Below are 22383 nucleotides of genomic sequence, written 5' to 3' on the forward strand. Positions count from 1 at the left end.
CTCTAAAACGTCTTCGGTACTTTAAACTGTCCATCCCTTTGATCAGGGGCGTTCTTCAACGCTTCTTCTCGCGTTACCGATTCTTTCACAGTATCTTCGCGCAGCACGTTTTTCAGCTCAAGCACGTGGGTTGTTGGTTCAATGTTTTCTGTATCAAGTTCATTCAGTTCTTCGGCAAAACTGATAATTGCATCCAGCTGCTCCGTAAACATGTCCACTTCTTCTTCGCTGACAGAAAGACGGGCCAGATGGGCAACGTGTTTTACCTGGTCTTTTGAAATTCGAGACAAGCTTGCCACCTCCAAAACAGTACGTTCACAATATATAGATGATAACAAAAATCGCAGTTACTAAGCAACCGGTGCCAGGCACCACGTTTTGACATATATGTAAGAGGGGTGCCTGGCACCTTAAAATTACGCTTCTTCCCAACATAAGCATTATTACATACTAGCGTCTGGAGCGGGTCAGGACGGAGTGCTGCTGTTAACACAGGATATTGAAAGATGGGGTTCGACACAATGAGGAAACGTTCTTTAGAAATAATTATTTATACACAGTAAGATTTAATGAGAAAACTTCAAATCAATACTCCATTGAGACATAAAATTTAAAGAGTAGGAAAAGGTAAAAGAAAATCTATTTATTCTTATGATTTCAAAATGCTGAAGTAATTTCTATAAAGAGGCCTTTTTTTATATAGTGCCAGGCACCGCGATTAGACACTTGTGTAATGGAGGTGCCAGGCACCATTTTAATCCTTCCGGAAGCTGGTGTCTTTTGTAGGATGCGTAAATGGGGCTTCTTTGGGTTTAACATTCTTCTCGATGAGATCACGGTTTTCTGCCGTGTTCCAGCCGATATCGTTTGTCGGATGAACCCACTGATCGCCTGCCATGATTTCCGGATCCGTATCTTCGCTCCAGTGATTGAGCGGTGAGTTTTCGGAATTGTATTTACTGTCACCGATGACTACACCGTAATCATTCACAAAGGGAGGCTGCATTTTCATTCCTGTTCCTTTGAATGACGGCGAACTCGCTTGATGAGGCATTGTTTCTTCAATATAAGGCTTTTCCAGGTTGTTTTCTTCTTTATTGTTTTTATGATCAGCCACGTTATTTTCTCCTTCAACTTAAGATATAGTCATAATTTTTCCTTAAGCCACTATTCTATGTAGTAAGGCACCAAAATCGGGTGCAGAAAATTTTTTTGATAAATACTTTACAAAAGTAAGCATATATTATATTATACTTACATAAAGTAAGTTATTAAATCTCAACAAGGAGTTGTTCTTATATGTTAAGTTTAGGATTATTAATCATTCGTCTCGTGATCGGGTTATCGTTCGCGGCACATGGTACACAAAAATTGTTTGGCTGGTTCGGAGGCCACGGTCTGAAAGGAACAGGCGGCTGGCTGGAATCCATCGGTATTAAGCCAGGCTACACGATGGCACTTTTTGCAGGGCTCGCTGAGTTTGGCGGCGGTCTATTGTTCGCAGCAGGATTGGTCACTTGGCTCGGTGCAGCTGCCATTATCGTGACTATGCTCATGGCCATCGTAAAAGTGCACGGACCCAACGGCTTCTGGGCAACATCAGGCGGCTATGAGTACAACTTGATCCTCATCGCAGTAGCATTAGGTGTAGCTCTTACTGGAGCAGGCGCTTACTCTTTAGACGCACTTTGGTTCTAATTTATTAAGAAAAACTGGCGGAAACTGCTTCCGCCAGTTTTTTTGTGGTTTAAAGTTACTTGTTGTTTTCCAGGAGCTCAATCGTGTGATACAGAAGCCCGGTTCCACCTATGTTTCCATGGCCTGGAACAACAGTCCTCGCCTGAGAATATCGGTCAATCACGTTTTGCACGGACACTGGCCACGCTTGAACATCCGCATCCTCTACATTCCCAAGATCTTTTGCTTCCTGCGACTTGATCAGGCAGCCACCGACCAGGAGCTTGTACTGCGGAAAGTAAACCGTAATGTTATCTTCGGTATGCCCCTTGCCAGGATAGTACGCTTCCGCCTTCACGTTCCCAAACTTTAAGTGAGTCAGTACCGGATTCAGCAAACGATCTGGAGCTTCATAGCCATTTTCAACACCAAGCTTTGCGGTTTGAGGAGTCGTATACACATGAACCCCCCGCTCCTTCAGCGTTTTAATGCCTCCTATGCGGTCTTGATGGGAATGAGTGATGATCGCGTTTTTCACCGGTTTTTTAAAATGCTGAGAAATCATATCCATCAGTTCTCCGGTAAGGGAATCGTCCCATGAAGAATCAACAAGCAGAAGGCCTTTGGAAGTTTCCATCAGCAGTCCATTCGAAGGAACCGGCACCCCGTTAAATTCGCCGATCGTCGTATGTACCCAAACGTGCGGCTGGATTTCGGTAAGAGTGACTGTTCCTGATTTGTTTGAATATGTTTTTAGAACATGAGCAGCTTGGGTATATGGCTTCTGAGCTTGAGCGTTCACGATTAATGGTGCAGTGATTACACCTAATCCAATAATTCCGGTGAGAGCAGCATTTAATACGATTCTTTTTTTCATGACCATCCTACCTTCCTAAATTTTAATTTTCTTGCTATGTTATTGATGGTATTCCTTATCTTTCCTCCATTCAATGAAGCAGGAATGACAAATCCCTAACAAAAGTAAGAATATTTGAATAATTAGAAGGTGAACCTATGGACGTTTTGGAAAAATTCCACTTATTGATTGAGCGCGGACAGCCTTATGAAAATGAATTTGTGCCGTTAAATAGAAAGATTTCCATCGGAAGATTCGGCTCCGAACCTGCCCCCGGCATCGCATTTCATATCCCGCTCGTATCCAGGCAGCATTGTGTGATCGATTGTGAAAAACCTTTACCCATGCTGATTGATCTTGGCAGCAAACATGGCACCTGGCTAAATGGCATGCGACTTCTTCCACAAAAGGAATATGGTTTGAGCAACGGTGACCAGATCACCCTCGTCAATGGCATGATCTCCATGAAATACATAACCGTAAACGATCAGGAGACCATGGACTGGGATCCCGTAAAACCATTTCGTCTACCAACTGAAGATTTCATTGACATTCATGAGCTTTTGCAAAAAGTACGGGTGCATCAAAAAGATATTCACTTTTCACATAAGGAGTTTCAGTGTTTTAAACTGCTGTATTCTTCCCTCGGACAGTTTGTTTCGAAAGAAGAAATTAAGCGGCATGCCTGGAGTGAAAGAGGTCTTCTGGACGGCAGGGTACCCGATGTTGGCTCTGAAGAGTTAAACTCCCTGATCTACCGTGTTCGTAAAAAACTCACTCCTTACTTGCAGATTGAATCTGTTTTACGCAAAGGATTCGTAATGGCAGTGACTAAAGAAATATAGTAAAAACCCCTTCAAGCCAAAGCTGAAAGGGGTTTTTGTTTTATTAAAGCAACTCTGAAGTTGTTTTTGCTTGCATGTGAAGAAGAAGGTAGTCTGGGCCACCAGCTTTGGAGTCCGTACCAGACATGTTGAATCCGCCAAACGGCTGGTATCCAACGATCGCGCCTGTACATCCGCGGTTGAAGTAAAGGTTACCCACGTGGAATTCTTCTTTCGCGCGCTCGATGTGCTCACGGTTATTGGAAACTAGAGCTCCAGTCAAACCGTAATCTGTGTTGTTTGCAATTTCCATCATGTGATCGAAGTCGCGAGCTTTACAGAACGCCACAACCGGTCCGAAGATTTCTTCTTGCATAAGACGTGCTTTTTCTTCCACGTCTGCTACGATTGTCGGTTGGATGAAATAACCTTTAGAGTCGTCGCCTTCTCCTCCAGCTGCGATTTTCCCTTCCGTTCTTCCAATTTCGATGTAGCTCATGATCTTGTTGTAAGCCGCTTGGTCGATAACAGGACCCATGTAGTTTCCTAGATCTTCAGGATTTCCTACACGAAGAGATTTTGTTAACTCCACTGCTTTTTCAAGAACTTCATCATACACATCCTGGTGAATGACCGCACGGGATCCTGCAGAACATTTTTGTCCAGAGAAACCGAATGCAGAGTAAACAATCGCAGAAGCAGCCATATCTGTATCTACGTTGTTGTCGATAACCATTGTGTCTTTTCCGCCCATTTCAGCGATAACACGCTTAAGCCAGATTTGGCCAGGGTGCACTTTTGCTGCGCGTTCGTAGATACGGCAGCCGACTTCACGGGAACCAGTGAAGGATACGAAACGTGTTTTCGGGTGGTCTACCAGGTAGTCGCCCACTTCTGCTCCGCTTCCTGGGATGAAGTTCAATACGCCTGCTGGAAGACCAGCCTGTTCCATCACTTCAGCAAACTTAGCTGCAACAACCGGTGTGTTGTTTGCTGGTTTAAGAAGAACTGTGTTACCGGAAACGATCGCAGCTACAGTTGTTCCTGCCATGATCGCAAGCGGGAAGTTAAATGGAGAAATCACGATACCTACTCCCAAAGGGATGTAGTTGAATTGGTTGATTTCACCTTCACGGCTTTTTACCGGTACTCCGTTTTTCATAAGTTCCATTTGACGAGCATAGAACTCTAGGAAGTCGATTGCTTCAGCTGTATCAGCATCTGCTTCTTTCCATGGTTTACCGCCTTCTTTTACAAGGTAAGCAGAGAATTCATGCTTGCGGCGGCGTAGAATTGCAGAAGCTCTGTAAAGGATATTTGCACGAGCTTCAGGCGCCCATTTTTTCCAAGTTTCAAACGTAGAAACCGCAACTTGCATTGCTTTTTCTGCTAGATCTTTATTTGCTTTAGAAACCGTTCCAATGACTTCTTCTTTATTGGCCGGATTAATAGAAACGATTTTTTCATCAGTGGTGATGCGTTCTCCGCCAATGACCAGAGGATACTCTTTGCCTAGCTGTGAATTAACAAGGTCTAAAGCTTCCTCAAAAGCTTTCTTGTTTTCTTTAACTGAAAAATCCGTAAATGGTTCGTGTTTATATTCTCGAATCATTTTGTCCCCTCCTATGCCCTTAAGCGTTTTCATTTGTTCAACATGTCTATTCTACCCTAAACTCGTGCCACAGTTCAAACAATGAAAAATAGTCAGAATAATAAGAAATAAACAATAAACCCTTTTATTTCAAGGGATTTCATAACTATGCACATAAAACAAGACAGACCCTTGTATGTTCATGGGTCTGTCTTTGGCACTATCTATAAATATGCACGAACGGTTCGCTGCTTCCGTCATCCCGGACGATGAGCGCTTCCGGTTTATTGACGGCAGATTGGATGTTGATTGTAACCGGCACGCTTGGAAGCTCCTTCATCACCGACGAGGTAACATACTGTGTGAACGAGATGACTTCAGCTTTGCCTTGGAACTGCATCGGGATATCGATGTCCAGACGGTTCAGGTTGCCGTCCCGGTATTGAGCCTTTCCGATTACTCCTACATAGTTCGGGAAGTAGTCCTGAATTTTGGTCTTGAAGTTATTAAATTTCTCAGCATCATCCCTTTTTGCTGCGGTCGCATCTTTTGAAGGGAATAAATAGTAACGGTCGTCAATCTTATCCCAGCTTCCGAGTTGCGAACTACCCGCTCCGGCTGATGCCGATGCAAAAAAGTGCCCTGGTGTGACCGATTCTTTTTCCGCTTCCTGATAGAGAGCGATGGTGATCGGAACATTTTTCAGTGCATGGTTTTGGCGAATACGCTGGATGACCTGCTGCCCCATTTTTCTTGCTTCACGGGAAACATCACTTGAGTCCAGCTTCTTTGAGCCGTTATAAATCAAGCCAGCCTTGTCTGTCGCCTTGTAATAGTACGTAGAGTTAAACGATAAACCGACAACGACACCGCCGAGTTTAACTTTATCATTTCCGCTCTGTACAAGGTAATTCTGCTCCAGCACATAAGATAAGTATTTCGGATGTTTATCTTCTGCTGCCATTACTTGCTTGTAAGGAGCATCCTTCTTAACCCCCAAAGCAGGGTTAAGACCTTTTTGGGCCATGTCTGTTTTATTATCCTTCTCAGTCTTCTCGTCCGCACGCTTCAGCCAGTTATTGACGGTCGTGGAAGACAGATATTGACCCTCCTGGTAGTAATACTTGTCCGTGCTGAAATTATCCTGAGCAATCCGCATGAGGCCGAGTTCAAACTCGTTGATATCCAAGCGGTTATCTACACCGTACTTGATTAAGCCGCGGGCACCGCCTGGCTCAAACGGTACAATGCTTCGGTAATATTTTTCCCCGGTTTTGATCTCCCCGGTAATGATGGCTTTTTCTTCGGTTTTCCCTTGTTTCTTTACAACTTCCTCTTCCTTCTGCAGCTTGTCTCTGTTCATACAGCCGCTCAGGATCAAAAGGGAGCTTAACAGGATCAGGCTGATCCGCTTTATCATGGTAACACTCCTCCATAAAACTTGATGGAACAGAGCTATTCTTTATTTTTCAAGCTCCTCGATAAATCGCTGTTCAGACCATACTTCCACTCCGAGGGACTGTGCTTTGTCCAGTTTGGATCCCGCATCCTCCCCTGCGATCAGCAGGTCGGTATTCTTGCTCACGCTTCCGGTCACTTTACCGCCAAGCGTTTCCAGTTTTTCTTTCGCTTCGTTCCTGTTCAGCACCGAGAGTTTACCCGTCAGCACAATGGTTTTTCCTGCAAAATAGGAATCCACATCTTCTGCCCGGACGACACGCGGCCCTTTGTATTCCATGTTCACACCGGATTCTTTCAGGTCAGTGATGAGCTCTGCCACTTCCGGCTTATCGAAATACAGCTCAACCGAATCGGCCATTTTCTCACCGACTTCATCGATGGCGATCAGTTCTTCTTTCGCAGCAGAACTTAGCCGGTCCATTGTTTCAAATACCTGGGCGATCGTTTTTGCAGCCTTCGCACCGACATGCCTGATTCCGAGGCCGAACAATAGACGTTCCAGAGAATTCTCTTTCGATTTTTCTATAGCATCCAGCAGGTTGTCAACCGACTTTTCACCCATTCTCTCCAGTTTCAGCAGCTCTTCCTTCTTTAGTTTATAAAGGTCTGCCACATCCTGTATGAGGTTTTCCCGGAATAGCTGAGCGATGACTTTCTCTCCCAGGCCGTCAATGTTCATGGCATTTCTGGAAACAAAGTGGATGAGCCCTTCACGGATCTGGGCAGGGCATTGCGGATTCAGACAGCGCAAAGCTACTTCTCCATCCAGCCGGTCCAGTTCACTTTCGCATTCCGGGCAGTGTTTCGGCATATGGAAGTCCTCTTCCTCGCCAGTTCGCCGGTCAACGATCACGTTTACCACTTCGGGGATGATGTCTCCCGCTTTTTTCACGATCACATAATCGCCGATCTTAATGTCCTTTTCCCGGATCAAGTCTTCATTATGTAATGAAGCACGTTTAACCGTCGTTCCGGCAACCACTACCGGAGACAAAAGGGCAGTAGGCGTTACAACACCTGTTCTGCCCACATTGAGTTCAATTCCTTCAAGGCGTGTGACGACCTCTTCTGCCGGGAACTTATACGCGATGGCCCACCGCGGGCTCTTCGCTGTAAAACCAAGCTCTTCCTGCTGATAAAGGGAATCCACTTTTATGACGATGCCGTCAATCTCGTAGTCTAGATCCGGTCGGCGTTCCCCCCAGCCTCTGACAAAATCCACGACTTCATCGATATTTTTGCAATGCTTCCATTCCGGGTTCGTTTTAAAACCGAGGTCCTTCAGGAAGTTCAGGCTTTCGCTGTGCGAATCGACTGAATGCCCGGAAAGCTGTCCAATTCCATATACGAATATGGAAAGGTTTCGCTTGCCGGCGATGTTCGGATCGAGCTGGCGCAGGGAACCGGCCGCTGCATTCCGCGGATTCGCAAAAAGCTCCTGGCCTTCTTCCTGGCGAGCTTCATTCAGCTTTTGAAATGAACGCTTCGGCATGTATGCCTCACCGCGCACTTCAAGAGAAACGTCCTTATCCTTGATGCGAAGGGGAATCGCACGAATCGTCTTTAAATTGTTCGTGATGTCTTCACCGGTCGTTCCGTCACCGCGGGTAGCCCCAAGAACAAAGCGGCCTTCTTCATAAGTTAATGACACAGCAAGACCATCAATTTTTAATTCTGCCACGTACGAAACGTTGTCACCGACTCCGTTTCGTACCCGACGGTCAAAATCACGCAGATCTTCCTCGTTAAACGCATTGCCAAGGCTGAGCATTGGAACCTTGTGCTGCACTTTTCTGAAATAGTCGAGGACTTGTCCTCCCACCCTCACTGTCGGGGAATGCTCATCCCGCAGCTCCGGATGGTTGTTTTCAAGCTCGATCAGCTCCTGGAGCAGTTTGTCATACTCTGAATCGGGAACTGTAGGCTTATCGAGAACATAATATTCATAGCTGTATTTTTCAAGGAGTTCACGCAATTCATGTACCCTTTTACTCGCATGCTCTTCGTTCAAACTTTCCAACTCCTTTATCGATCTTAAATGTACAGCTTTTTAATGGAATAAGGGGCTGTCCTGAAAGTCGAAAATTGACCTTCAGCAGCTCCTTTTTGTCTTGAAAATCTTCAATGAAAAGTTGATTGAAGTGGAAGGTGCGAGACTCCTGCGGGACTAGCGTGACAGGTGAGACTCCCGTAGGCGCTAGCGCCAAGAGGCTCACCGCACGCCCCGCGGAAAGCGAGCACCCTGGAACGGAAATCAACAGCTTACAGACTTCTTGGACAGCCCCTTTAAACGCACGTTTAAAAACTACATTTTTTCAATCGGAGCAAACTTCGCAAGCAGCCGTTTCAGTCCTACTGGCTGCGGGAACGCAATGTCCAATTCCAGTGAGTCGCCTTCACCCTTCATGCTGACGACCACGCCTGTCTCCCATTTGCGGTGTTTTACTTTGTCCCCGACTTTCCAATCCGGCTTTTCGCCTCCATTAGTCGTATAAACAGGAGATGTTTTCTTAGCAGCAGCCGGCTGTTTCATGAAGGAAGGAGCAGCATTGGAACGTGACGATCTTCCCCAGCTCGGAGTTTCCTTTTCCTTTTGAACGGATTCAAGCAACTCCTCTGGGATCTCGCCGATAAACCGGGATACCGGGTTCATGTTCGTACGTCCGAACAATGTTCTCATCCGAGCGTTCGTTAAATAAAGTTCCTGTTCGGCACGGGTAATTCCAACGTAAGCCAGTCGTCGTTCTTCTTCCATTTCGCTTTCTTCAAAGAGAGCACGGCTGTGCGGGAATACACCCTCCTCCAAACCAATCAGGAAGACAACCGGGAACTCCAGGCCTTTAGCGGAGTGCAAGGTCATCAGAACAACCGATTCTTTCGGCTTATCGCCTTCATCATCATCCAGGCGGTCAATGTCTGCTACAAGGGCCAAGTCGGTCAAGAATGCCACAAGGCTCTTATCTTCCTGCTGTTTTTCAAAGTCTTGCGTTACAGAAAGGAACTCGTCAATGTTCTCCAGACGGCTTTCCGATTCAAGCGACTTATCTGCCTTCAGCATGTCGCGGTAACCCGTCTTATCAATCACTTCTTCCACAAGCTCGGTCACGGAAAGGAACTCCTGCATTCGGGTCCAGTTCGTGATCAGCTCGGAAAAATCGCGCAATACGCCTGTAATCCGGGATGTTAATCCGATCTGCTCTACTTCCTGAAGCGCTTGGTACATGGAAAGATCATTATCCGCTCCATATTGGAGAATCTTATCGACAGTCGAAGCACCGATTCCGCGCTTCGGTACATTAATGATCCGCATCATGCTGATGTCATCATCCGGGTTCGCAATGAGGCGAAGGTAGGCAAGAATGTCCTTGATCTCTTTGCGGTCGTAGAACTTGGTGCCGCCGACGATGTTATACGGGATGTTCGACTTCATCAAAACTTCCTCAATTACACGGGACTGGGCATTCGTACGATACAGGATGGCGATCTCTGAGCATTTGCGGCTTCCGCCGGTGGTCATCTCACGGATCTTTCCTGCTACATAATGGCCCTCATCGTGCTCACTGTCGCCTTGGTAATAAATAATATTCTGTCCTTCGTTTTTGTCTGTCCACAGGTTTTTCGCCTTGCGGTTGAAGTTGTTCTCGATCACCTTGTTGGCTGCGTCCAAAATGGTTTTCGTAGAACGGTAGTTTTGCTCAAGCAAAATCACCCTTGCGTCATTGTAATCTTTTTCAAAAGAAAGGATGTTTGCGATGTCCGCTCCGCGCCAGCCGTAGATCGACTGATCCGAATCACCGACAACACAAAGGTTGCGGAAACGGTCAGCAAGCATTTGTACGAGCATATACTGCGCACGGTTTGTATCCTGATACTCATCCACGTGAATGTATTGGAACTTGCGCTGATAGAATTCCAGCACTTCCGGCACACGCTTGAAGAGATGGATGGTTGTCATAATTAAATCATCAAAATCGAGCGCAGAGTTCTTTTTCAAACGTTTTTCATATTCTTGGTATACCTCATGGACGACACTGTCATACGGCCCGTTCATCGTTTTCGCAAAATCAGCACTCGTTTTCAGTTCATTTTTCAATGACGAAATAGAGCCCAAGATGCTCCGCGGCTCAAATTTTTTCGAATCCATGTTCTTGTCTTTTAAGATATTTTTGATTACCGAGAGCTGATCCGTAGAATCGAGGATCGAGAAGTTGCGGCTGATGCCGATCCGGTCGATATCACGCCGCAAAATTCTTACGCACATGGAGTGGAATGTGGAAATCCAGATGTCTTCCGCTACAGGTCCAGTAATGCTGGCTACCCTTTCCTTCATCTCGCGTGCTGCTTTGTTCGTAAACGTAATCGCGAGGATGTTCCATGGCGCGACTTCTTTCTCCATCAATAAATAAGCGATGCGGTGGGTCAGCACCCTCGTCTTACCGCTTCCCGCTCCCGCCATAATTAAAAGCGGTCCCTGTGTATGTTTAACGGCTGCTCTCTGTTCAGGATTGAGTCCTGTCAGCAGCTTTTCAATCAATTGGTGCATACTCATTTATCCGTCACCTGCCCAAACGTTTGTTCTTATTTCTATTGTAAATGATTTGCTGTCTTACTTCAATTATCCTTTTACAGCTTTTACTGTCTCAAGTGCACTCTTCAAATCGTCGTAAATAATGTTGCCGATGATGACCGTGTCAGCGAAGACTGCCATCTCTCTCGCCTGTTCTGCATTTGAAATACCGCCGCCATAATAAAACTTCGTACGGTCCATCACTTTCCTAACTTCCTTCACGACCTCAATGTCGCCATACATTCCGCTGTATTCAAGATAAAACACGGGAAGCCTGAACATTTTTTCCGCCATGCGCGCATATGCTACAACATCTTCTAATGAAAGACTGGCATTCGCGCTGGAGTATTCTGCGGCTTTGCAATCCGGATTCACGATGCAATAGCCTTCCGTCACAATCTCCTCCCAGTTCATGAGATCGCCGTATTCCTTCACCGCCTCATGCTGCAAGCCGACAATAAAGCTGGCATCCCTGCTGTTAAGAACGATCGGAATATAGTAAAAATCAAAGCCGGGAGTCAATGATTCAATGTTGGAAACCTCCAGGACACAGGGAACCGCAAACTTGCGGATCCGCGACATCAAATCAAGAGTATTATCAAGTGTTACTCCGTCACTCCCGCCAACGATGACCGCATCCGTGCCTGACTCGCAGACAGCCTCCAAATCGGCATCCGATATTTCCTTATTGGGATCCAGCTTAAAAATATGCTTCCAAACCCGATAATCAAAATTCATAAGATCCTCCCAGTAAATGCTGAAACGCCTGTTTAAAAACGGCCGAGCTGGGATGAAAATTGTAACTTTTTTCATCCTCTTTGGGCGTTGAAGCTGGATAATTCAATCTATACTTTCTAAACCGGGATCATCCCGGCCGGTTATTCTCTTTATACCTTTTGCCATTATATCAAAAATTATAGGGCTACTCATCTTTGACACTGTGAAACAACGCTTACATTACGATTAATTTTTGGTAACCTTACAAAAAGCGATGAACAGGAGAATGTGTATGTTTTTTTTACAAGTTGATGAGGAAATTTCCTTGAAGATGCTCGAAAAAAGAGATGCCCAGCTCCTCTTCCAGCTGACCGATTATTCAAGAGACCACCTGAGGAATTGGCTTGGCTGGGTCGATTATTCTCGTACCTTAAAAGATACAAAAACATTCATTAAACTGGCGCAGCAGAAGTATGCCGACTATACGGACCTCGTCACCCTCATCTGGTACCGGGGCATTCCGGCCGGCTCTCTGGCACTGTATGACATCAAGTGGAATAACTTTTCGGCGAACATTGGATATTGGCTGGGCAAGGACTTTGAAGGCCAGGGCATCATGACCCGGTCGTGCGAAGCGATGGTGGACTATGCGTTTGGAACGCTCGGCCTGAACCGGCTGGAACTGAAGGCCGCACTGGACAATAAAAGAAGCCGCTCTGTTGCAGAACGGCTTGGATTTCATCAAGAAGGAGAACTCCGCCAGGCGGAATGGCTGTACGACCACTTTGTAGATGTTGCGGTCTATGGCATGCTGGCGAGGGATCGGTCTCAAAAATAACTCAGATTTTTGGTTCCGTTTGAATCGGGCTGTCCGAACCCTCAGGCCCTTTGTTCTTCTCATGATAGTTATAGATTTTTAAAGATATAAATACAAAGCCTGCTGTGATCAGGCCTCCAAAAATCCAGCCTGAAATCTTCATTGAGAATAAAATAAAATCATACTTCTTCGCGCCGTATTCCATCAGGAGATACGATTTCAATCCGGCCTGGAACAAACTGCGGAATGCAAACAGTCCGGTAAGCCAAACAAAATACTTATAAAATTCAGGCTGACGGTACAGAGACTGCGTCTTGTCCCTCGGTTCACCCTGGAGATAAGCAATATCCACCGCAAAGTGCATGCCAAGCGGCTGTTTGATCAGAATGGTCGTGAATATCAGCAGCGCCATAAAAATACCGAAGAACACCTGGTTCCAAAGCATTCGGCCGGCCCCCCCTGACAGGAGGTCGATCGTTGTTCCGGCAAACAGGGAGAACAGAATAAACATCCCTGTAACATTGAATTGCTTTTCTTTCACAAACCGGTATATGGTATAGATGAAACCTGGAGCGGAAGACAGCAGGATGGCGTAATAATCGCCCAAAATGTCTCTTCCCTGGTTCCAGATCAGATATGGCAGTATTAAATAAAACAGCAAATCAAAAACTACGATGCTTTTCTTCAAGTTCTTCACTTCCCGTTTTGGAATGTTTCGTTACTCTTGCTGGATTGTGCAAAATGCTCGAGACTCTTGTCCATAGTGTTCGGCCGACTCTGATTCTTTTGACCTTACTCCTTATGGAAGAGGTGATTTTATGATTAGACAAGCCACCTTAGAGGACATATCCGCCTTGGCTTCCCTGTCGTTACAGCTCGGCTGCACAGGTGATACTACTGAAATCATAACACGGTTGGAAAAAATTATCATCCAGAAAAATGCTGCTCTTTTTGTACAAGAAGTGAACGGTACGATCGCCGGCTGGGTTCATGTCTATGGAAAAACATTGCTGCAAATGGAATATTGCGAGATTGGCGGTTTGGTAGTCGATGAGTCACAACGCCGGTTAGGTATGGGAAAAGAATTAATGAAAAGATGTGAAACGTGGGCGCTGGAAAACGGCTATGATCAAATCCGGCTCCGTTCGGGCGCTGAACGAAAAGAAGCGCACCGATTTTACGAAAACATCGGCTACGATCGTGTGAAAAAGCAAGAAGTGTTTACTCGTAAGCTTTAAATGTGGAGGCCGCCAAGTGATCTGATTCCAGGTGGCCTTTTTGTCGGCCTCAAATGGATTGTCTGGGGTCTTTACTTGCGGTTCGACATGTTTTACTTGCGGAAATAGTGAGTTTACTTGCGGTTCAACACCATTTACTTGTGAAAATGCGGACTTTACTTGCGATAATGGACCACTTACTTGCAAAACACATCATTTTCATAAAATCGTCACGCCGTATAACTCCACAAAACAAAAAACCTGCACCGCCCAAAGGCGTTACAGGTTTTACTTCGTTTCTTCTTTATTTCCGTGTACTCGATCGAGTGCCATTTGATAGGCATCGTTTCCGAAGTTCAGGCATCGCTTCACACGGGAGATCGTTGCTGTGCTGGCACCGGTTTCTGATTCAATTTTATGATAGGTCTTTCCTTCACGAAGCATGCGGGCTACTTCAAGGCGCTGTGCCAGTGACTGGATCTCGTTCATCGTGCACAGATCATCGAAGAACATATAGCATTCTTCCAGATCTTTTAGTGAAAGGACGGCTTCAAACAGCTGATCAAGCGCCTTCCCTCTTAATTTATCAATTTGCATGTACTTTGCACTCCTTCTGCTCTATTCAATAGAAACGCTCTTACTGATTCCTGGCTGCGCCGGGATGATGTTGATCCAGGTTTTTCCCGGAACGAAACCTGTGCCAGACGGGATGATTCTGCCGTCTTTGTTTTCCCAGCTAACTTCCCTGGCTTTTCCGCGCTGAAGCAAAATGGCTTTGCCTCCGGATGTAAGGTCAATTTCTCTTCGTCCGTAACTATCAATGATTTTATGGCTTGCTTCCACAATCAGCACGTTATCGAGTTCGATCGGTGTTTTGGTTTCGCGGTCAGTGGTCGGCTTCTCGTTGCTGAAGCGGGCATACCGTTTCGTTGACGAGACGTACGTATAGCCGACAGTCTCACCGTGATTGTATGTTATCAGAACTTTATCGGCTTTGTCACCAGTAAGCGCTTTGACCTCCGATTGTTTTAAGAAAGGAAGAGGCTTTATTTTATCTTTATTGTCATAGCCTTTCTTCTTTAAACCTTTCATGATGTCTTTGTACTTAATATACGAGTTATGAGGCGCCTGCCGGAACGATGCCCGGTGAAAAAGCGTTCCGTCATAATACAGGCCGTTCAGCGAATCCACCTTGCTGTTGCTGCCGGAAAGGATTTTCTTCGCTTCCGGACTCCAGCCATGATGAACGTAAAAAGCATGAAAACCCTGGCTCAGCTCGATAAAGTAATCGCGTGCGCTGCGGACAGGCCCGACCACCTCTGGCTTCTCGCTCTGAAATACGGCAAGAAAGCGTGTAATATCCCCTTCCGCCAAAACTTCGTAAACGAGATCCGCCTTATGAAGCCCGGACTGCGGACGAGCCTTCCAGTGATTGTTGATCATTACGGCAAACACCCTTGCATCGGTGTCCTTGTTCGTTTTGATTCCTGTCAGCGGATACGTGTTTTTCAGCTCTGTCTTCTTTTCTTTCTTTTCAGGAGCTTTCGTATGTTCCGCAGGCTTTTTGTTACTTGCCGTTTCTTCCTTCTGGCAGCCTGCACCGACTAGGATCAATAGAGCCGCACAAAAGCTAAGCAGCCATTTTTTCATCAGGCACCCCTGCCCCCCTGGCCCCCGGCCGAATTCTTTCCAGACGCTTTACTTCTTTAGTTTAACGCATAATCGAAGGAAAGAGTATGACTTTCTTCTTCACATCGTAGATTCCTAGCTGTGTAATGCGGATATATGGCAAATGAGTTGAAGAAAAGAAAAGCAGACTGTAGATCGGATCTTCGAAGTGATATCCTCTTTTTCGCAGTTCTGACGTTAATGCCTTTTCTTCCTGTATGAGTTCTTCGACTGATGAAGAAGACATTCCTCCTCCAAGCGGCAGCTTGACCTCGCTGATGATTTCTCCGTCCTCTACCAGCACGATGCCGCCTTTCATCTCTTTTACACGGTTAAACGCCGCGAGCATATCCCGCTTGCTTTTTCCGATTAAAAGCAGATCGCCCGTGCTCGAATAGGAGCTCGCAAACCCGGAAACTCCTTTGGCAAAGCCTTTGACCAGGGTGTTTACCCGCCACTTGCCTTTTTTGTCGACGAGCATGAAGAAGCATTCATCGTGTTCCATATTCAATTTTTCCTCAGTAGGATTGAGCTGAATCTGATACGGCTTCGTAATGACGGAGTTCACCATCTCAATGCCTGCCAGTGAACTAAACTGAAAGTCTTTCCGCGACAGATCCCAGTTCAATTCGAGCGGCCCCATTCCATAATCGCTCCAAGGAAACGGTGCACCAGCTTCCATAACCTCACCGTCACGCTTGATCCATTGCCCTTTGGCGAGCACAGACTCCGGATTCGGGTGCTGCACACTATCCAGGATATTGAGATGTGCTACTCTTCCCGGTGCGACCATTCCGAGTATATGCTCTTTGCCGTAATATCTTGCTATGTTATAAGAAGCCATTTTATAAGCATCGATCGGATCAATTCCTTCTTCAAGCGCGATAGAAATCATTTTATCAGTGACACCTTCTTCATAAAATGCCGGTGTTGATCCGTCCGTTGTAAAGATGACACGGTCAAAATGAGCCGCTCCAATCTCTTTCATCTCTTTTAAAATCTGTGAAAGATCGGGACGAATGGATGAATAGCGGAGAGAGGTGGTAAGTCCGAGGTTCAGCCTCATCATCGCTTCCTCTCCGGTCATCGCCTCATGATCGCAATCCACACCGAGCAGCGCCATCTGCGTCAAGGTTTTTTCAGAGGCACCAGGCAGATGCCCTTCGATCCGCTTTCCGGCCTTGCGTGTTTCCCGCATGAGATGAAGAATATGATCATCTCCCTGAAGGACTTTCGGCCAGCTTGTCAGCTCTCCGCCCTGTATGACATAAGGAGATGCTAGCATTTTTTTAATGTTGCTCAATGAGAACAAAGAGTCTTCATTCAAGAGCTCTGACTGGGAATCATAACGGCACCACCAATAGTACGTAAAAGGCAGCCGGTTCAGGTCTTCCATAATAGTAAGCGCTTTCGTAACTGGCAATGATAAAAAAAGCATAAGATTATCGCACATAAATGTCGTTGTGCCCCTTGCCGATGCATAATGGCCCAGAGTCTGGGGATTATATAGTTGAAATGGATGGGCATGCGGCTCAATGTAACCAGGGACGACATATTTACCGTCAATATCCAAAATCTCTGTCCCGTTCGTATGGCTGGGCATTTTATCCCCAACATAAACGATGCGGTTATCGTAAATCCATATGTTAGCTTTTGTCCAGCAGTGCCGGGCAGCATTTAAGTAGGTTGCATTCTGCAGTACGATCGACGGCGCTAATTCGCCCAGGATCACTGCTTGATGGCGGCGAAGGTCCGCCTTCGACCAAAACAAGAACTGGTTAGACATAGGTTTCACCTTTTTCTCTGTAAATTACATTTTCTCAAGGATACCATACAATTTTGGTTCGTGGGTGTCTTTACGCAAAACACAAAAAATCATCACAAAAAGGAGCATTCCCGTTATGAAACAGAACATTGGCATCTTAAACTCCATGATTCGGATCGTGTGCGGATTGACCATGCTGGCGATGCTGACCGCCAAGTACACACGCAGGCCGTACCGCGGATCTTACGTCTTCATGATGATACTCGCCTCCATGAAAGTGGCAGAAGGCATCCTGCGATACTGCCCTGTTACGGATATGATAAAACAAGGATCTGAGCTCAAAGACATGGATTTAGACGATATCTCCAAAGAAGGCTCAGCGATTAATCCGAGCTGATTAAGAAGAAGGCTCTTTTCTAAAAAATTGTTGCTTTGGGAACATTTTTGTAAAGAACCTTCATTGCTAAGTTGATTGCGAGACTGAGGCTAGGATTAACGGGACGGGTGAGACACGCGGAAAGCGAGCATCCTGGAACGGAAATCAGCCACTCCCAAGGAGCAACAAAGGTTACGAAATCAGCCACTCTCAAGAGCAACAAAGGTTACGAAAACAGCCAAGAAGAAAAAAACTCCCCTGCAACGGGGAGTTTTCTATAAGGAGGCTTATAGCAATGAAAGAATATTTAATGGATACCATTTTTATCTATGCGACGCTCATCGGCGGCATTATTGCGATTTTGTTCGCTTTCGTTAAAAAGCGGCGCGTGAAATAGCCTTTGAACCAATGTCCGTACGGTAAAATGACGCGTCACACTGTATCTTCGCCATCTCCTCATACACCGCTTCCTGCGCTTTGGAGAGGTCTGCCCCTTTAACCGCAGCCAGAAGAATTCGCCCGCCGTCCGTAACAAGCCCCTCTTCTGCTTGCTTTGTTCCAGCGTGGAAAAGCAGTGTATCTTCATTCAGCTTGTTCAGTCCTGTGATCTTGATTCCCTTTTTATATGCTTCTGGATAACCGCCGGAAGCAAGAACCACACCAAGTACAGCCTCGTTTGACCAAGACAGTTCAATCTCTTTCTTATCTAAAATAGCCAGCAGGATTTCCGCAAAATCACCTTGAAGCCTTGGCAGGACAACCTGTGTTTCCGGGTCACCGAAACGTGCATTGAACTCGATAACCTTTGGGCCTTGAGCGGTCAGCATGAGACCGGCATACAGAATTCCCGTAAACGGTCTGCCTTCCTTCATCATCGACTGTGCAGCTGGTTTCAGGACTGTTTCCAGTGCCTCATCCACGACAGGCTGCGGAATCTGCGGAACCGGTGAGTATGCACCCATTCCTCCTGTATTCGGCCCTTTATCCCCGGTGTAGGCACGTTTATGATCCTGTGCGATGACCATCGGGTAGACCTTTTCTTCATTAACAAAAGCCATGAATGAAAACTCTTCGCCTTCCAGGTACTCTTCCATCACAACCGAAGCACTTGCTTCTCCAAACCGCGCGTTGTTCAGCATGTCATCAAGGCCCTGTTCCGCTTCTTCAAGCGTCATGGCGACGATGACACCTTTTCCTGCAGCCAGTCCATCTGCCTTCAAAACGATCGGAGCTCCCTGCTCATAAAGATAGTCCTTTGCTTCACGGAAAGAAGTAAAGGTTTTAGACGCTGCTGTAGGTATGCCATGCTTGTCCATCAGGTCTTTCGCAAACGATTTGCTGCCCTCAATCAATGCTGCTTCCTTAGACGGCCCGAATATGGTGAGGCCTTCATTTTTAAAATCATTCACAATCCCGTTTAACAAGGGGACTTCAGCTCCGACAAAGGTAAGAGCGATTTGATTTTCTTTTGCGAACGCGATTAGCCCCTCGTGGTCGGTTTCCTCGATGTTGACACACTCTGCCATTTCAGCCATGCCAGGATTACCAGGCGCGGCAAACACTTTCGTTACACTCGGACTGTTCGCAAACCGCCACACGATGGCATGCTCGCGGCCGCCTTTTCCTATCACCAGAACATTCATGCTGAATCCTCCTTATTCACAGGTTTAATGTTTAAAATGGCGCACGCCGGTAAAGACCATCGCGATGCCGTATTCGTCCGCTTTCTTGATGGAATCTTCGTCTTTTACAGATCCGCCTGGCTGGATAATCGCCGTAACACCGGCTTTCGCTGCCGCTTCTACGGTATCGTCCATCGGGAAAAACGCATCAGAACCAAGGGCGCTTCCTTCCGCTTTTTCTCCTGCTTGCTCGATCGCAATTTTAGCAGCACCAACACGGTTCATCTGCCCTGCTCCTACCCCGATCGTCATCTGATCTTTCGCTAAAACGATCGCATTGGATTTCACATGCTTGACGACTTTCCACGCGAGCTTCAAATCCTCCCACTCTTTTTCGTTGGGTTCACGTTTTGTCGGGATCGAGATATTGGCTTGCTCCAAACCGTACGCATCTTCGTCTTGAATAAGAAGTCCGCCGCGAACGGTTGTTGATCTTTTCTCTTGCTTTTTATCTTCACCGAGCTCAAGTGTAAGCAATCGGATATTTTTCTTTTTCGTTAAAATCTCTTTCGCTTCCGGACTAAATGATGGTGCAATAATGATCTCCAGGAAGATCTCGCTCATCTTTTGTGCAGCCGCTTCGCTAATCTCCACATTAGATGCGATAATGCCTCCGAAAATGGAGATCGGATCTGCTGCGAATGCTTTCGCGAAAGCATCTTCCACACTATTTCCCGTTCCAACACCGCATGGATTCATGTGCTTGACCGCAACAACAGCCGGATCTTGAAACTCGCGGACGATCTGAAGAGCCGCATCCGCATCGTTAATGTTATTGTAAGAAAGCTCTTTGCCGTGAAGCTGTTCAGCTTGAGCGATGGATGTTTTTGTTCCTAGCGTTGCTTTATAGAAAGCCGCTTTTTGGTGGGGATTTTCCCCATAGCGAAGATCCTGTTTCTTTTCATACGTAACTGTATAAAATTCAGGGTTTTCTTCTTCTACCATGTTTGTTAAGTATTCAGCGATCAGCGCATCATATGCCGCTGTATGGCGAAATGTTTTCGCCGCCAGCTTACGGCGGGTTTCTACAGAGACTTCATTGTTTTTCTCTACTTCTTCAAGCACCTTGCTGTAATCGGATGGGTCGACGACAACCGTGACATACGCATGGTTTTTCGCTGCGGAACGTAGCATGCTCGGCCCGCCGATATCGATGTTTTCGATTGCATCTGCAAAAGCCACATCCTCTTTTGAGATGGTTTCTTTGAACGGATAAAGGTTAACGACTACAAGATCAATAGGAGAAATGCCGTTTTCCTCCATCTGGCGAACATGGCTTTCGTTCTCCCTTACTGCCAGAAGGCCTCCGTGAATCATCGGATGCAAGGTTTTAACGCGTCCGTCCATGATTTCAGGAAAACCGGTCACTTCTGAAATGCCGGTCACGTTCACTCCGGCTTCCTGCAATGCTTTGCTCGTTCCGCCGGTTGAGATGATTTCCACGCCTTTATCGGCCAGCGCTTTTACAAAAGGAACAAGTCCTGCTTTATTCGATACTGATACTAATGCTCGTTTAATGGTCAAGATTGAACTCCTCCCACTTTTTCTTGATTGAATAGATCCTGTAAAACACGAGGAAACAACTCATGCTCAACCTTCTGAATCCGCTGCTGCAAGGTCTCTCTCGTATCTTCTTTTTTGATCATTACTGCTTTTTGGGCGATAATCGGCCCTGTATCCATCCCGCTGTCCACGTAATGTACAGTAACTCCTGATACTCCCGCTTGTGCTTCTAACGCTTGGCCGATCGCATCCTTGCCGGGAAAAGCCGGAAGCAGGGACGGGTGGATATTAACGATCCGGCCTTCATACTCCGCCAGCAGCGTGCAGCCGATCAGCCGCATGTATCCAGCCAGGACGATGAACTCAATGTCTCTCGCCTTCAGCTGCTTTAAAATCTCCGTTTCAAATTCCACTTTTGTTTCGTACTGCTTCGGAAAAAACGTAAAGTACTCCACTCCCGCTTCTTCTGCCCGCTCGATGACATAAGCCCCTGGCTTGTCACAGACAAGCAGTGAAATTTCGGCGTCGAGGCTCTTTTCGTTTATTGCATCGTTAATCGCTTGAAAGTTTGAGCCGCTCCCTGATGCAAATACTGCGATCTTTTTCATTTCAGTTCACCGCCGCCGAACACAACGCCCTCGCCTTTTTTCACACGGCCGATCACAAATGCTTTCTCTCCATCCTGTTCAAGGGATTGGATAATATCGAACGCTTCGTCATAATCCACAGCAAGAACCATTCCGATTCCCATGTTGAACGTCGTGAACATCTCTTTTCTGCCGATGTTTCCGGTCTCTTCTATGACATCAAAAATCTCTGGAATCGGCCATGAACCATAATCAACTTCTGCCGCAAGTCCTTCAGGCAGCATACGGGGAATGTTTTCATTGAAACCTCCGCCGGTAATATGCGCCGCTCCATGAACATGATAGTTTTTATAAACGTTAAGCAGTGGTTTCACATAGATTCGGGTCGGCACGAGCAGCTCTTCGCCAAGAGTCCGGCCTTCACTTCCAAACTCTCCATTCAGATCAAGCTGGCCTGTTTCAAGCAGCACTTTGCGGACCAAAGAATAGCCATTGCTGTGAATGCCGTTGGAAGAAAGTCCAATTAGTACATCGCCTTCTTTTACAAGATCGGGATGGATCAGCTTGGACTTTTCAGCACCGCCGACTGAAAAACCGGCGAGGTCATAGTCTCCGTTGCTGTACATGCCTGGCATTTCTGCTGTTTCTCCCCCGATAAGGGCACAGCCAGCTTGTTCGCAGCCGTCAGCGATCCCTTTTACGATGTCTTCGACTTTAGCAGGCTCCAGCCTGCCGCATGCAATGTAATCCAGGAAGTACAGCGGCTCGGCTCCTTGAGCCACGATATCGTTCACACACATCGCGACAGCGTCAACTCCAATGGTATCATGTTTGTCCATCATGATCGCCACCATAAGCTTCGTTCCCACTCCGTCTGTTCCTGAAATAAGAACAGGCTCTTTATAAGACAGATTCGACAGATCGAACATTGCCCCGAATCCGCCAAGGCCTGCCATGACTTCCGGACGGCGTGTACGCAATGCGTGTTTCTTAATTCTGTCTACCGCTTCATAGCCCGCTTCAATATCTACTCCGGCCTGTCTGTATGCCTCTGCCATTGTATTTCCTCCCTTTT

General features: G+C 46.5%; 22 protein-coding genes. 6 read left to right on the forward strand and 16 right to left on the reverse strand.

The genetic code is table 11. The features are described 5' to 3' along the window. Nucleotides 1-2: 2 nt before the first annotated feature. Both gatC and P4361_RS20815 read right to left on the reverse strand, forming a co-directional pair. A complete protein-coding gene (gene gatC, locus P4361_RS20810) occupies nt 3-290 on the reverse strand; it encodes an Asp-tRNA(Asn)/Glu-tRNA(Gln) amidotransferase subunit GatC (protein WP_328090826.1) in 288 nt (95 codons plus the stop codon). A 464-nt stretch (nt 291-754) separates the two neighbouring features. Continuing rightward, nucleotides 755-1117: a DUF3905 domain-containing protein gene (locus tag P4361_RS20815; protein ID WP_328090827.1), complete on the reverse strand. Its 363-nt coding sequence runs from the start codon at nt 1115-1117 to the stop codon at nt 755-757. Nucleotides 1118-1299: 182 nt separating this feature from the next. On the opposite strand from P4361_RS20815, the gene P4361_RS20820 reads away from it, so the two are divergent. After that, nucleotides 1300-1698 (forward strand): DoxX family protein, encoded by a 399-nt coding sequence (locus P4361_RS20820; protein WP_062239161.1) that lies wholly within the window; start codon nt 1300-1302, stop codon nt 1696-1698. A gap of 55 nt (nt 1699-1753) precedes the next feature. Here the strand turns inward: P4361_RS20820 and bla are convergent, their stop codons facing one another. Next, the gene (gene bla, locus P4361_RS20825) at nt 1754-2554 is read right to left on the reverse strand and encodes a subclass B1 metallo-beta-lactamase (protein ID WP_328090828.1); all 801 of its coding nucleotides are present in this window, start codon (nt 2552-2554) and stop codon (nt 1754-1756) included. A 137-nt stretch (nt 2555-2691) separates the two neighbouring features. Here bla and P4361_RS20830 point away from each other — a divergent pair, with 137 nt between their 5' ends. After that, nucleotides 2692-3378 (forward strand): FHA domain-containing protein, encoded by a 687-nt coding sequence (locus P4361_RS20830; protein WP_328090829.1) that lies wholly within the window; start codon nt 2692-2694, stop codon nt 3376-3378. A gap of 43 nt (nt 3379-3421) precedes the next feature. On the opposite strand, the gene pruA is transcribed toward P4361_RS20830, so the two are convergent. The 5 genes from pruA to P4361_RS20855 all read right to left on the reverse strand — a co-directional run bounded on the left by pruA (nt 3422) and on the right by P4361_RS20855 (nt 11714). Continuing rightward, nucleotides 3422-4969: an L-glutamate gamma-semialdehyde dehydrogenase gene (pruA, locus tag P4361_RS20835; RefSeq protein ID WP_053355989.1), complete on the reverse strand. Its 1548-nt coding sequence runs from the start codon at nt 4967-4969 to the stop codon at nt 3422-3424. 199 nt (nt 4970-5168) lie between these two features. Next, nucleotides 5169-6368 (reverse strand): CamS family sex pheromone protein, encoded by a 1200-nt coding sequence (locus P4361_RS20840; RefSeq protein ID WP_062239167.1) that lies wholly within the window; start codon nt 6366-6368, stop codon nt 5169-5171. 42 nt (nt 6369-6410) lie between these two features. Then, nucleotides 6411-8420: an NAD-dependent DNA ligase LigA gene (gene ligA, locus P4361_RS20845; protein WP_328090830.1), complete on the reverse strand. Its 2010-nt coding sequence runs from the start codon at nt 8418-8420 to the stop codon at nt 6411-6413. Between the two features lie 294 nt (nt 8421-8714). Then, nucleotides 8715-10952, reverse strand: a complete 2238-nt coding sequence (pcrA, locus tag P4361_RS20850) for a DNA helicase PcrA (RefSeq protein WP_328090848.1) — start codon at nt 10950-10952, stop codon at nt 8715-8717. A 72-nt stretch (nt 10953-11024) separates the two neighbouring features. Beyond that, entirely contained in the window at nt 11025-11714 is a 690-nt protein-coding gene (locus P4361_RS20855; protein ID WP_328090831.1) for a heptaprenylglyceryl phosphate synthase, read from the reverse strand. Nucleotides 11715-11985: 271 nt separating this feature from the next. On the opposite strand from P4361_RS20855, the gene P4361_RS20860 reads away from it, so the two are divergent. Further along, nucleotides 11986-12531, forward strand: a complete 546-nt coding sequence (locus P4361_RS20860; RefSeq protein WP_091008122.1) for a GNAT family N-acetyltransferase — start codon at nt 11986-11988, stop codon at nt 12529-12531. Between the two features lies 1 nt (nt 12532). Here the strand turns inward: P4361_RS20860 and P4361_RS20865 are convergent, their stop codons facing one another. Further along, on the reverse strand, nt 12533-13207 hold the full coding sequence (locus tag P4361_RS20865; protein WP_082316060.1) for a VC0807 family protein: 675 nt from the start codon (nt 13205-13207) through the stop codon (nt 12533-12535). Between the two features lie 121 nt (nt 13208-13328). On the opposite strand from P4361_RS20865, the gene P4361_RS20870 reads away from it, so the two are divergent. Further along, on the forward strand, nt 13329-13748 hold the full coding sequence (locus P4361_RS20870; RefSeq protein ID WP_328090832.1) for a GNAT family N-acetyltransferase: 420 nt from the start codon (nt 13329-13331) through the stop codon (nt 13746-13748). Nucleotides 13749-14015: 267 nt separating this feature from the next. Here P4361_RS20870 and P4361_RS20875 read toward each other — a convergent pair whose 3' ends face one another. From P4361_RS20875 to P4361_RS20885, 3 genes are read right to left on the reverse strand one after another with little or no spacing between them, the layout of a single operon-like run. Further along, nucleotides 14016-14324 carry a YerC/YecD family TrpR-related protein gene (locus P4361_RS20875; protein WP_053355996.1) on the reverse strand — a complete coding sequence of 103 codons (309 nt, stop codon included), beginning with the start codon at nt 14322-14324 and terminating at the stop codon, nt 14016-14018. A gap of 21 nt (nt 14325-14345) precedes the next feature. Then, nucleotides 14346-15380, reverse strand: a complete 1035-nt coding sequence (locus P4361_RS20880) for a DUF3048 domain-containing protein (RefSeq protein ID WP_425590299.1) — start codon at nt 15378-15380, stop codon at nt 14346-14348. A 58-nt stretch (nt 15381-15438) separates the two neighbouring features. Continuing rightward, nucleotides 15439-17181 carry an adenine deaminase C-terminal domain-containing protein gene (locus P4361_RS20885; protein ID WP_053355998.1) on the reverse strand — a complete coding sequence of 581 codons (1743 nt, stop codon included), beginning with the start codon at nt 17179-17181 and terminating at the stop codon, nt 15439-15441. Nucleotides 17182-17296: 115 nt separating this feature from the next. Between P4361_RS20885 and P4361_RS20890 the strand changes: the two genes are divergently transcribed. Together P4361_RS20890 and P4361_RS20895 are read left to right on the forward strand one after the other, a co-directional pair. Continuing rightward, on the forward strand, nt 17297-17557 hold the full coding sequence (locus P4361_RS20890) for a YgaP family membrane protein (protein WP_091008113.1): 261 nt from the start codon (nt 17297-17299) through the stop codon (nt 17555-17557). A gap of 274 nt (nt 17558-17831) precedes the next feature. Beyond that, nucleotides 17832-17933, forward strand: coding sequence for an EYxxD motif small membrane protein (locus P4361_RS20895; protein WP_328090834.1), 102 nt, complete (start codon nt 17832-17834; stop codon nt 17931-17933). On the opposite strand, the gene purD is transcribed toward P4361_RS20895, so the two are convergent. Genes purD through purM form a run of 4 tightly spaced genes read right to left on the reverse strand, consistent with a single transcriptional unit; the run spans nt 17911 to nt 22366 of the window. Next, nucleotides 17911-19179: a phosphoribosylamine--glycine ligase gene (gene purD / locus P4361_RS20900; RefSeq protein WP_328090835.1), complete on the reverse strand. Its 1269-nt coding sequence runs from the start codon at nt 19177-19179 to the stop codon at nt 17911-17913. The two genes, P4361_RS20895 and purD, sit on opposite strands and share 23 nt — an antisense overlap. A gap of 24 nt (nt 19180-19203) precedes the next feature. After that, complete coding sequence (gene purH / locus P4361_RS20905) at nt 19204-20742, reverse strand: bifunctional phosphoribosylaminoimidazolecarboxamide formyltransferase/IMP cyclohydrolase (RefSeq protein ID WP_328090836.1); 1539 nt, start codon at nt 20740-20742, stop codon at nt 19204-19206. After that, the gene (gene purN, locus P4361_RS20910; protein ID WP_256227904.1) at nt 20739-21329 is read right to left on the reverse strand and encodes a phosphoribosylglycinamide formyltransferase; all 591 of its coding nucleotides are present in this window, start codon (nt 21327-21329) and stop codon (nt 20739-20741) included. The genes purH and purN overlap by 4 nt, the downstream gene beginning before the upstream one ends. Continuing rightward, nucleotides 21326-22366 carry a phosphoribosylformylglycinamidine cyclo-ligase gene (gene purM, locus P4361_RS20915; RefSeq protein WP_062239316.1) on the reverse strand — a complete coding sequence of 347 codons (1041 nt, stop codon included), beginning with the start codon at nt 22364-22366 and terminating at the stop codon, nt 21326-21328. The genes purN and purM overlap by 4 nt, the downstream gene beginning before the upstream one ends. Nucleotides 22367-22383: the final 17 nt, after the last annotated feature.

Source organism: Fictibacillus sp. B-59209, assembly GCF_036216745.1.
Taxonomy (GTDB): Bacteria; Bacillota; Bacilli; order Bacillales; family Fictibacillaceae; genus Fictibacillus_C; species Fictibacillus_C marinisediminis.

Excerpts from the sequence above, each read along its gene's own strand:
- P4361_RS20820 (WP_062239161.1), top strand. The coding sequence starts at position 1,300 with ATGTTAAGTTTAGGATTATTAATCATTCGTCTCGTGATCGGGTTATCG.
- bla (WP_328090828.1), bottom strand. The coding sequence starts at position 2,554 with ATGAAAAAAAGAATCGTATTAAATGCTGCTCTCACCGGAATTATTGGA.
- P4361_RS20830 (WP_328090829.1), top strand. The coding sequence starts at position 2,692 with ATGGACGTTTTGGAAAAATTCCACTTATTGATTGAGCGCGGACAGCCT.
- pruA (WP_053355989.1), bottom strand. The coding sequence starts at position 4,969 with ATGATTCGAGAATATAAACACGAACCATTTACGGATTTTTCAGTTAAA.
- P4361_RS20840 (WP_062239167.1), bottom strand. The coding sequence starts at position 6,368 with ATGATAAAGCGGATCAGCCTGATCCTGTTAAGCTCCCTTTTGATCCTG.
- pcrA (WP_328090848.1), bottom strand. The coding sequence starts at position 10,952 with ATGCACCAATTGATTGAAAAGCTGCTGACAGGACTCAATCCTGAACAG.
- P4361_RS20855 (WP_328090831.1), bottom strand. The coding sequence starts at position 11,714 with ATGAATTTTGATTATCGGGTTTGGAAGCATATTTTTAAGCTGGATCCC.
- P4361_RS20860 (WP_091008122.1), top strand. The coding sequence starts at position 11,986 with ATGTTTTTTTTACAAGTTGATGAGGAAATTTCCTTGAAGATGCTCGAA.
- P4361_RS20870 (WP_328090832.1), top strand. The coding sequence starts at position 13,329 with ATGATTAGACAAGCCACCTTAGAGGACATATCCGCCTTGGCTTCCCTG.
- P4361_RS20875 (WP_053355996.1), bottom strand. The coding sequence starts at position 14,324 with ATGCAAATTGATAAATTAAGAGGGAAGGCGCTTGATCAGCTGTTTGAA.
- P4361_RS20885 (WP_053355998.1), bottom strand. The coding sequence starts at position 17,181 with ATGTCTAACCAGTTCTTGTTTTGGTCGAAGGCGGACCTTCGCCGCCAT.
- P4361_RS20890 (WP_091008113.1), top strand. The coding sequence starts at position 17,297 with ATGAAACAGAACATTGGCATCTTAAACTCCATGATTCGGATCGTGTGC.
- P4361_RS20895 (WP_328090834.1), top strand. The coding sequence starts at position 17,832 with ATGAAAGAATATTTAATGGATACCATTTTTATCTATGCGACGCTCATC.
- purD (WP_328090835.1), bottom strand. The coding sequence starts at position 19,179 with ATGAATGTTCTGGTGATAGGAAAAGGCGGCCGCGAGCATGCCATCGTG.
- purN (WP_256227904.1), bottom strand. The coding sequence starts at position 21,329 with ATGAAAAAGATCGCAGTATTTGCATCAGGGAGCGGCTCAAACTTTCAA.
- purM (WP_062239316.1), bottom strand. The coding sequence starts at position 22,366 with ATGGCAGAGGCATACAGACAGGCCGGAGTAGATATTGAAGCGGGCTAT.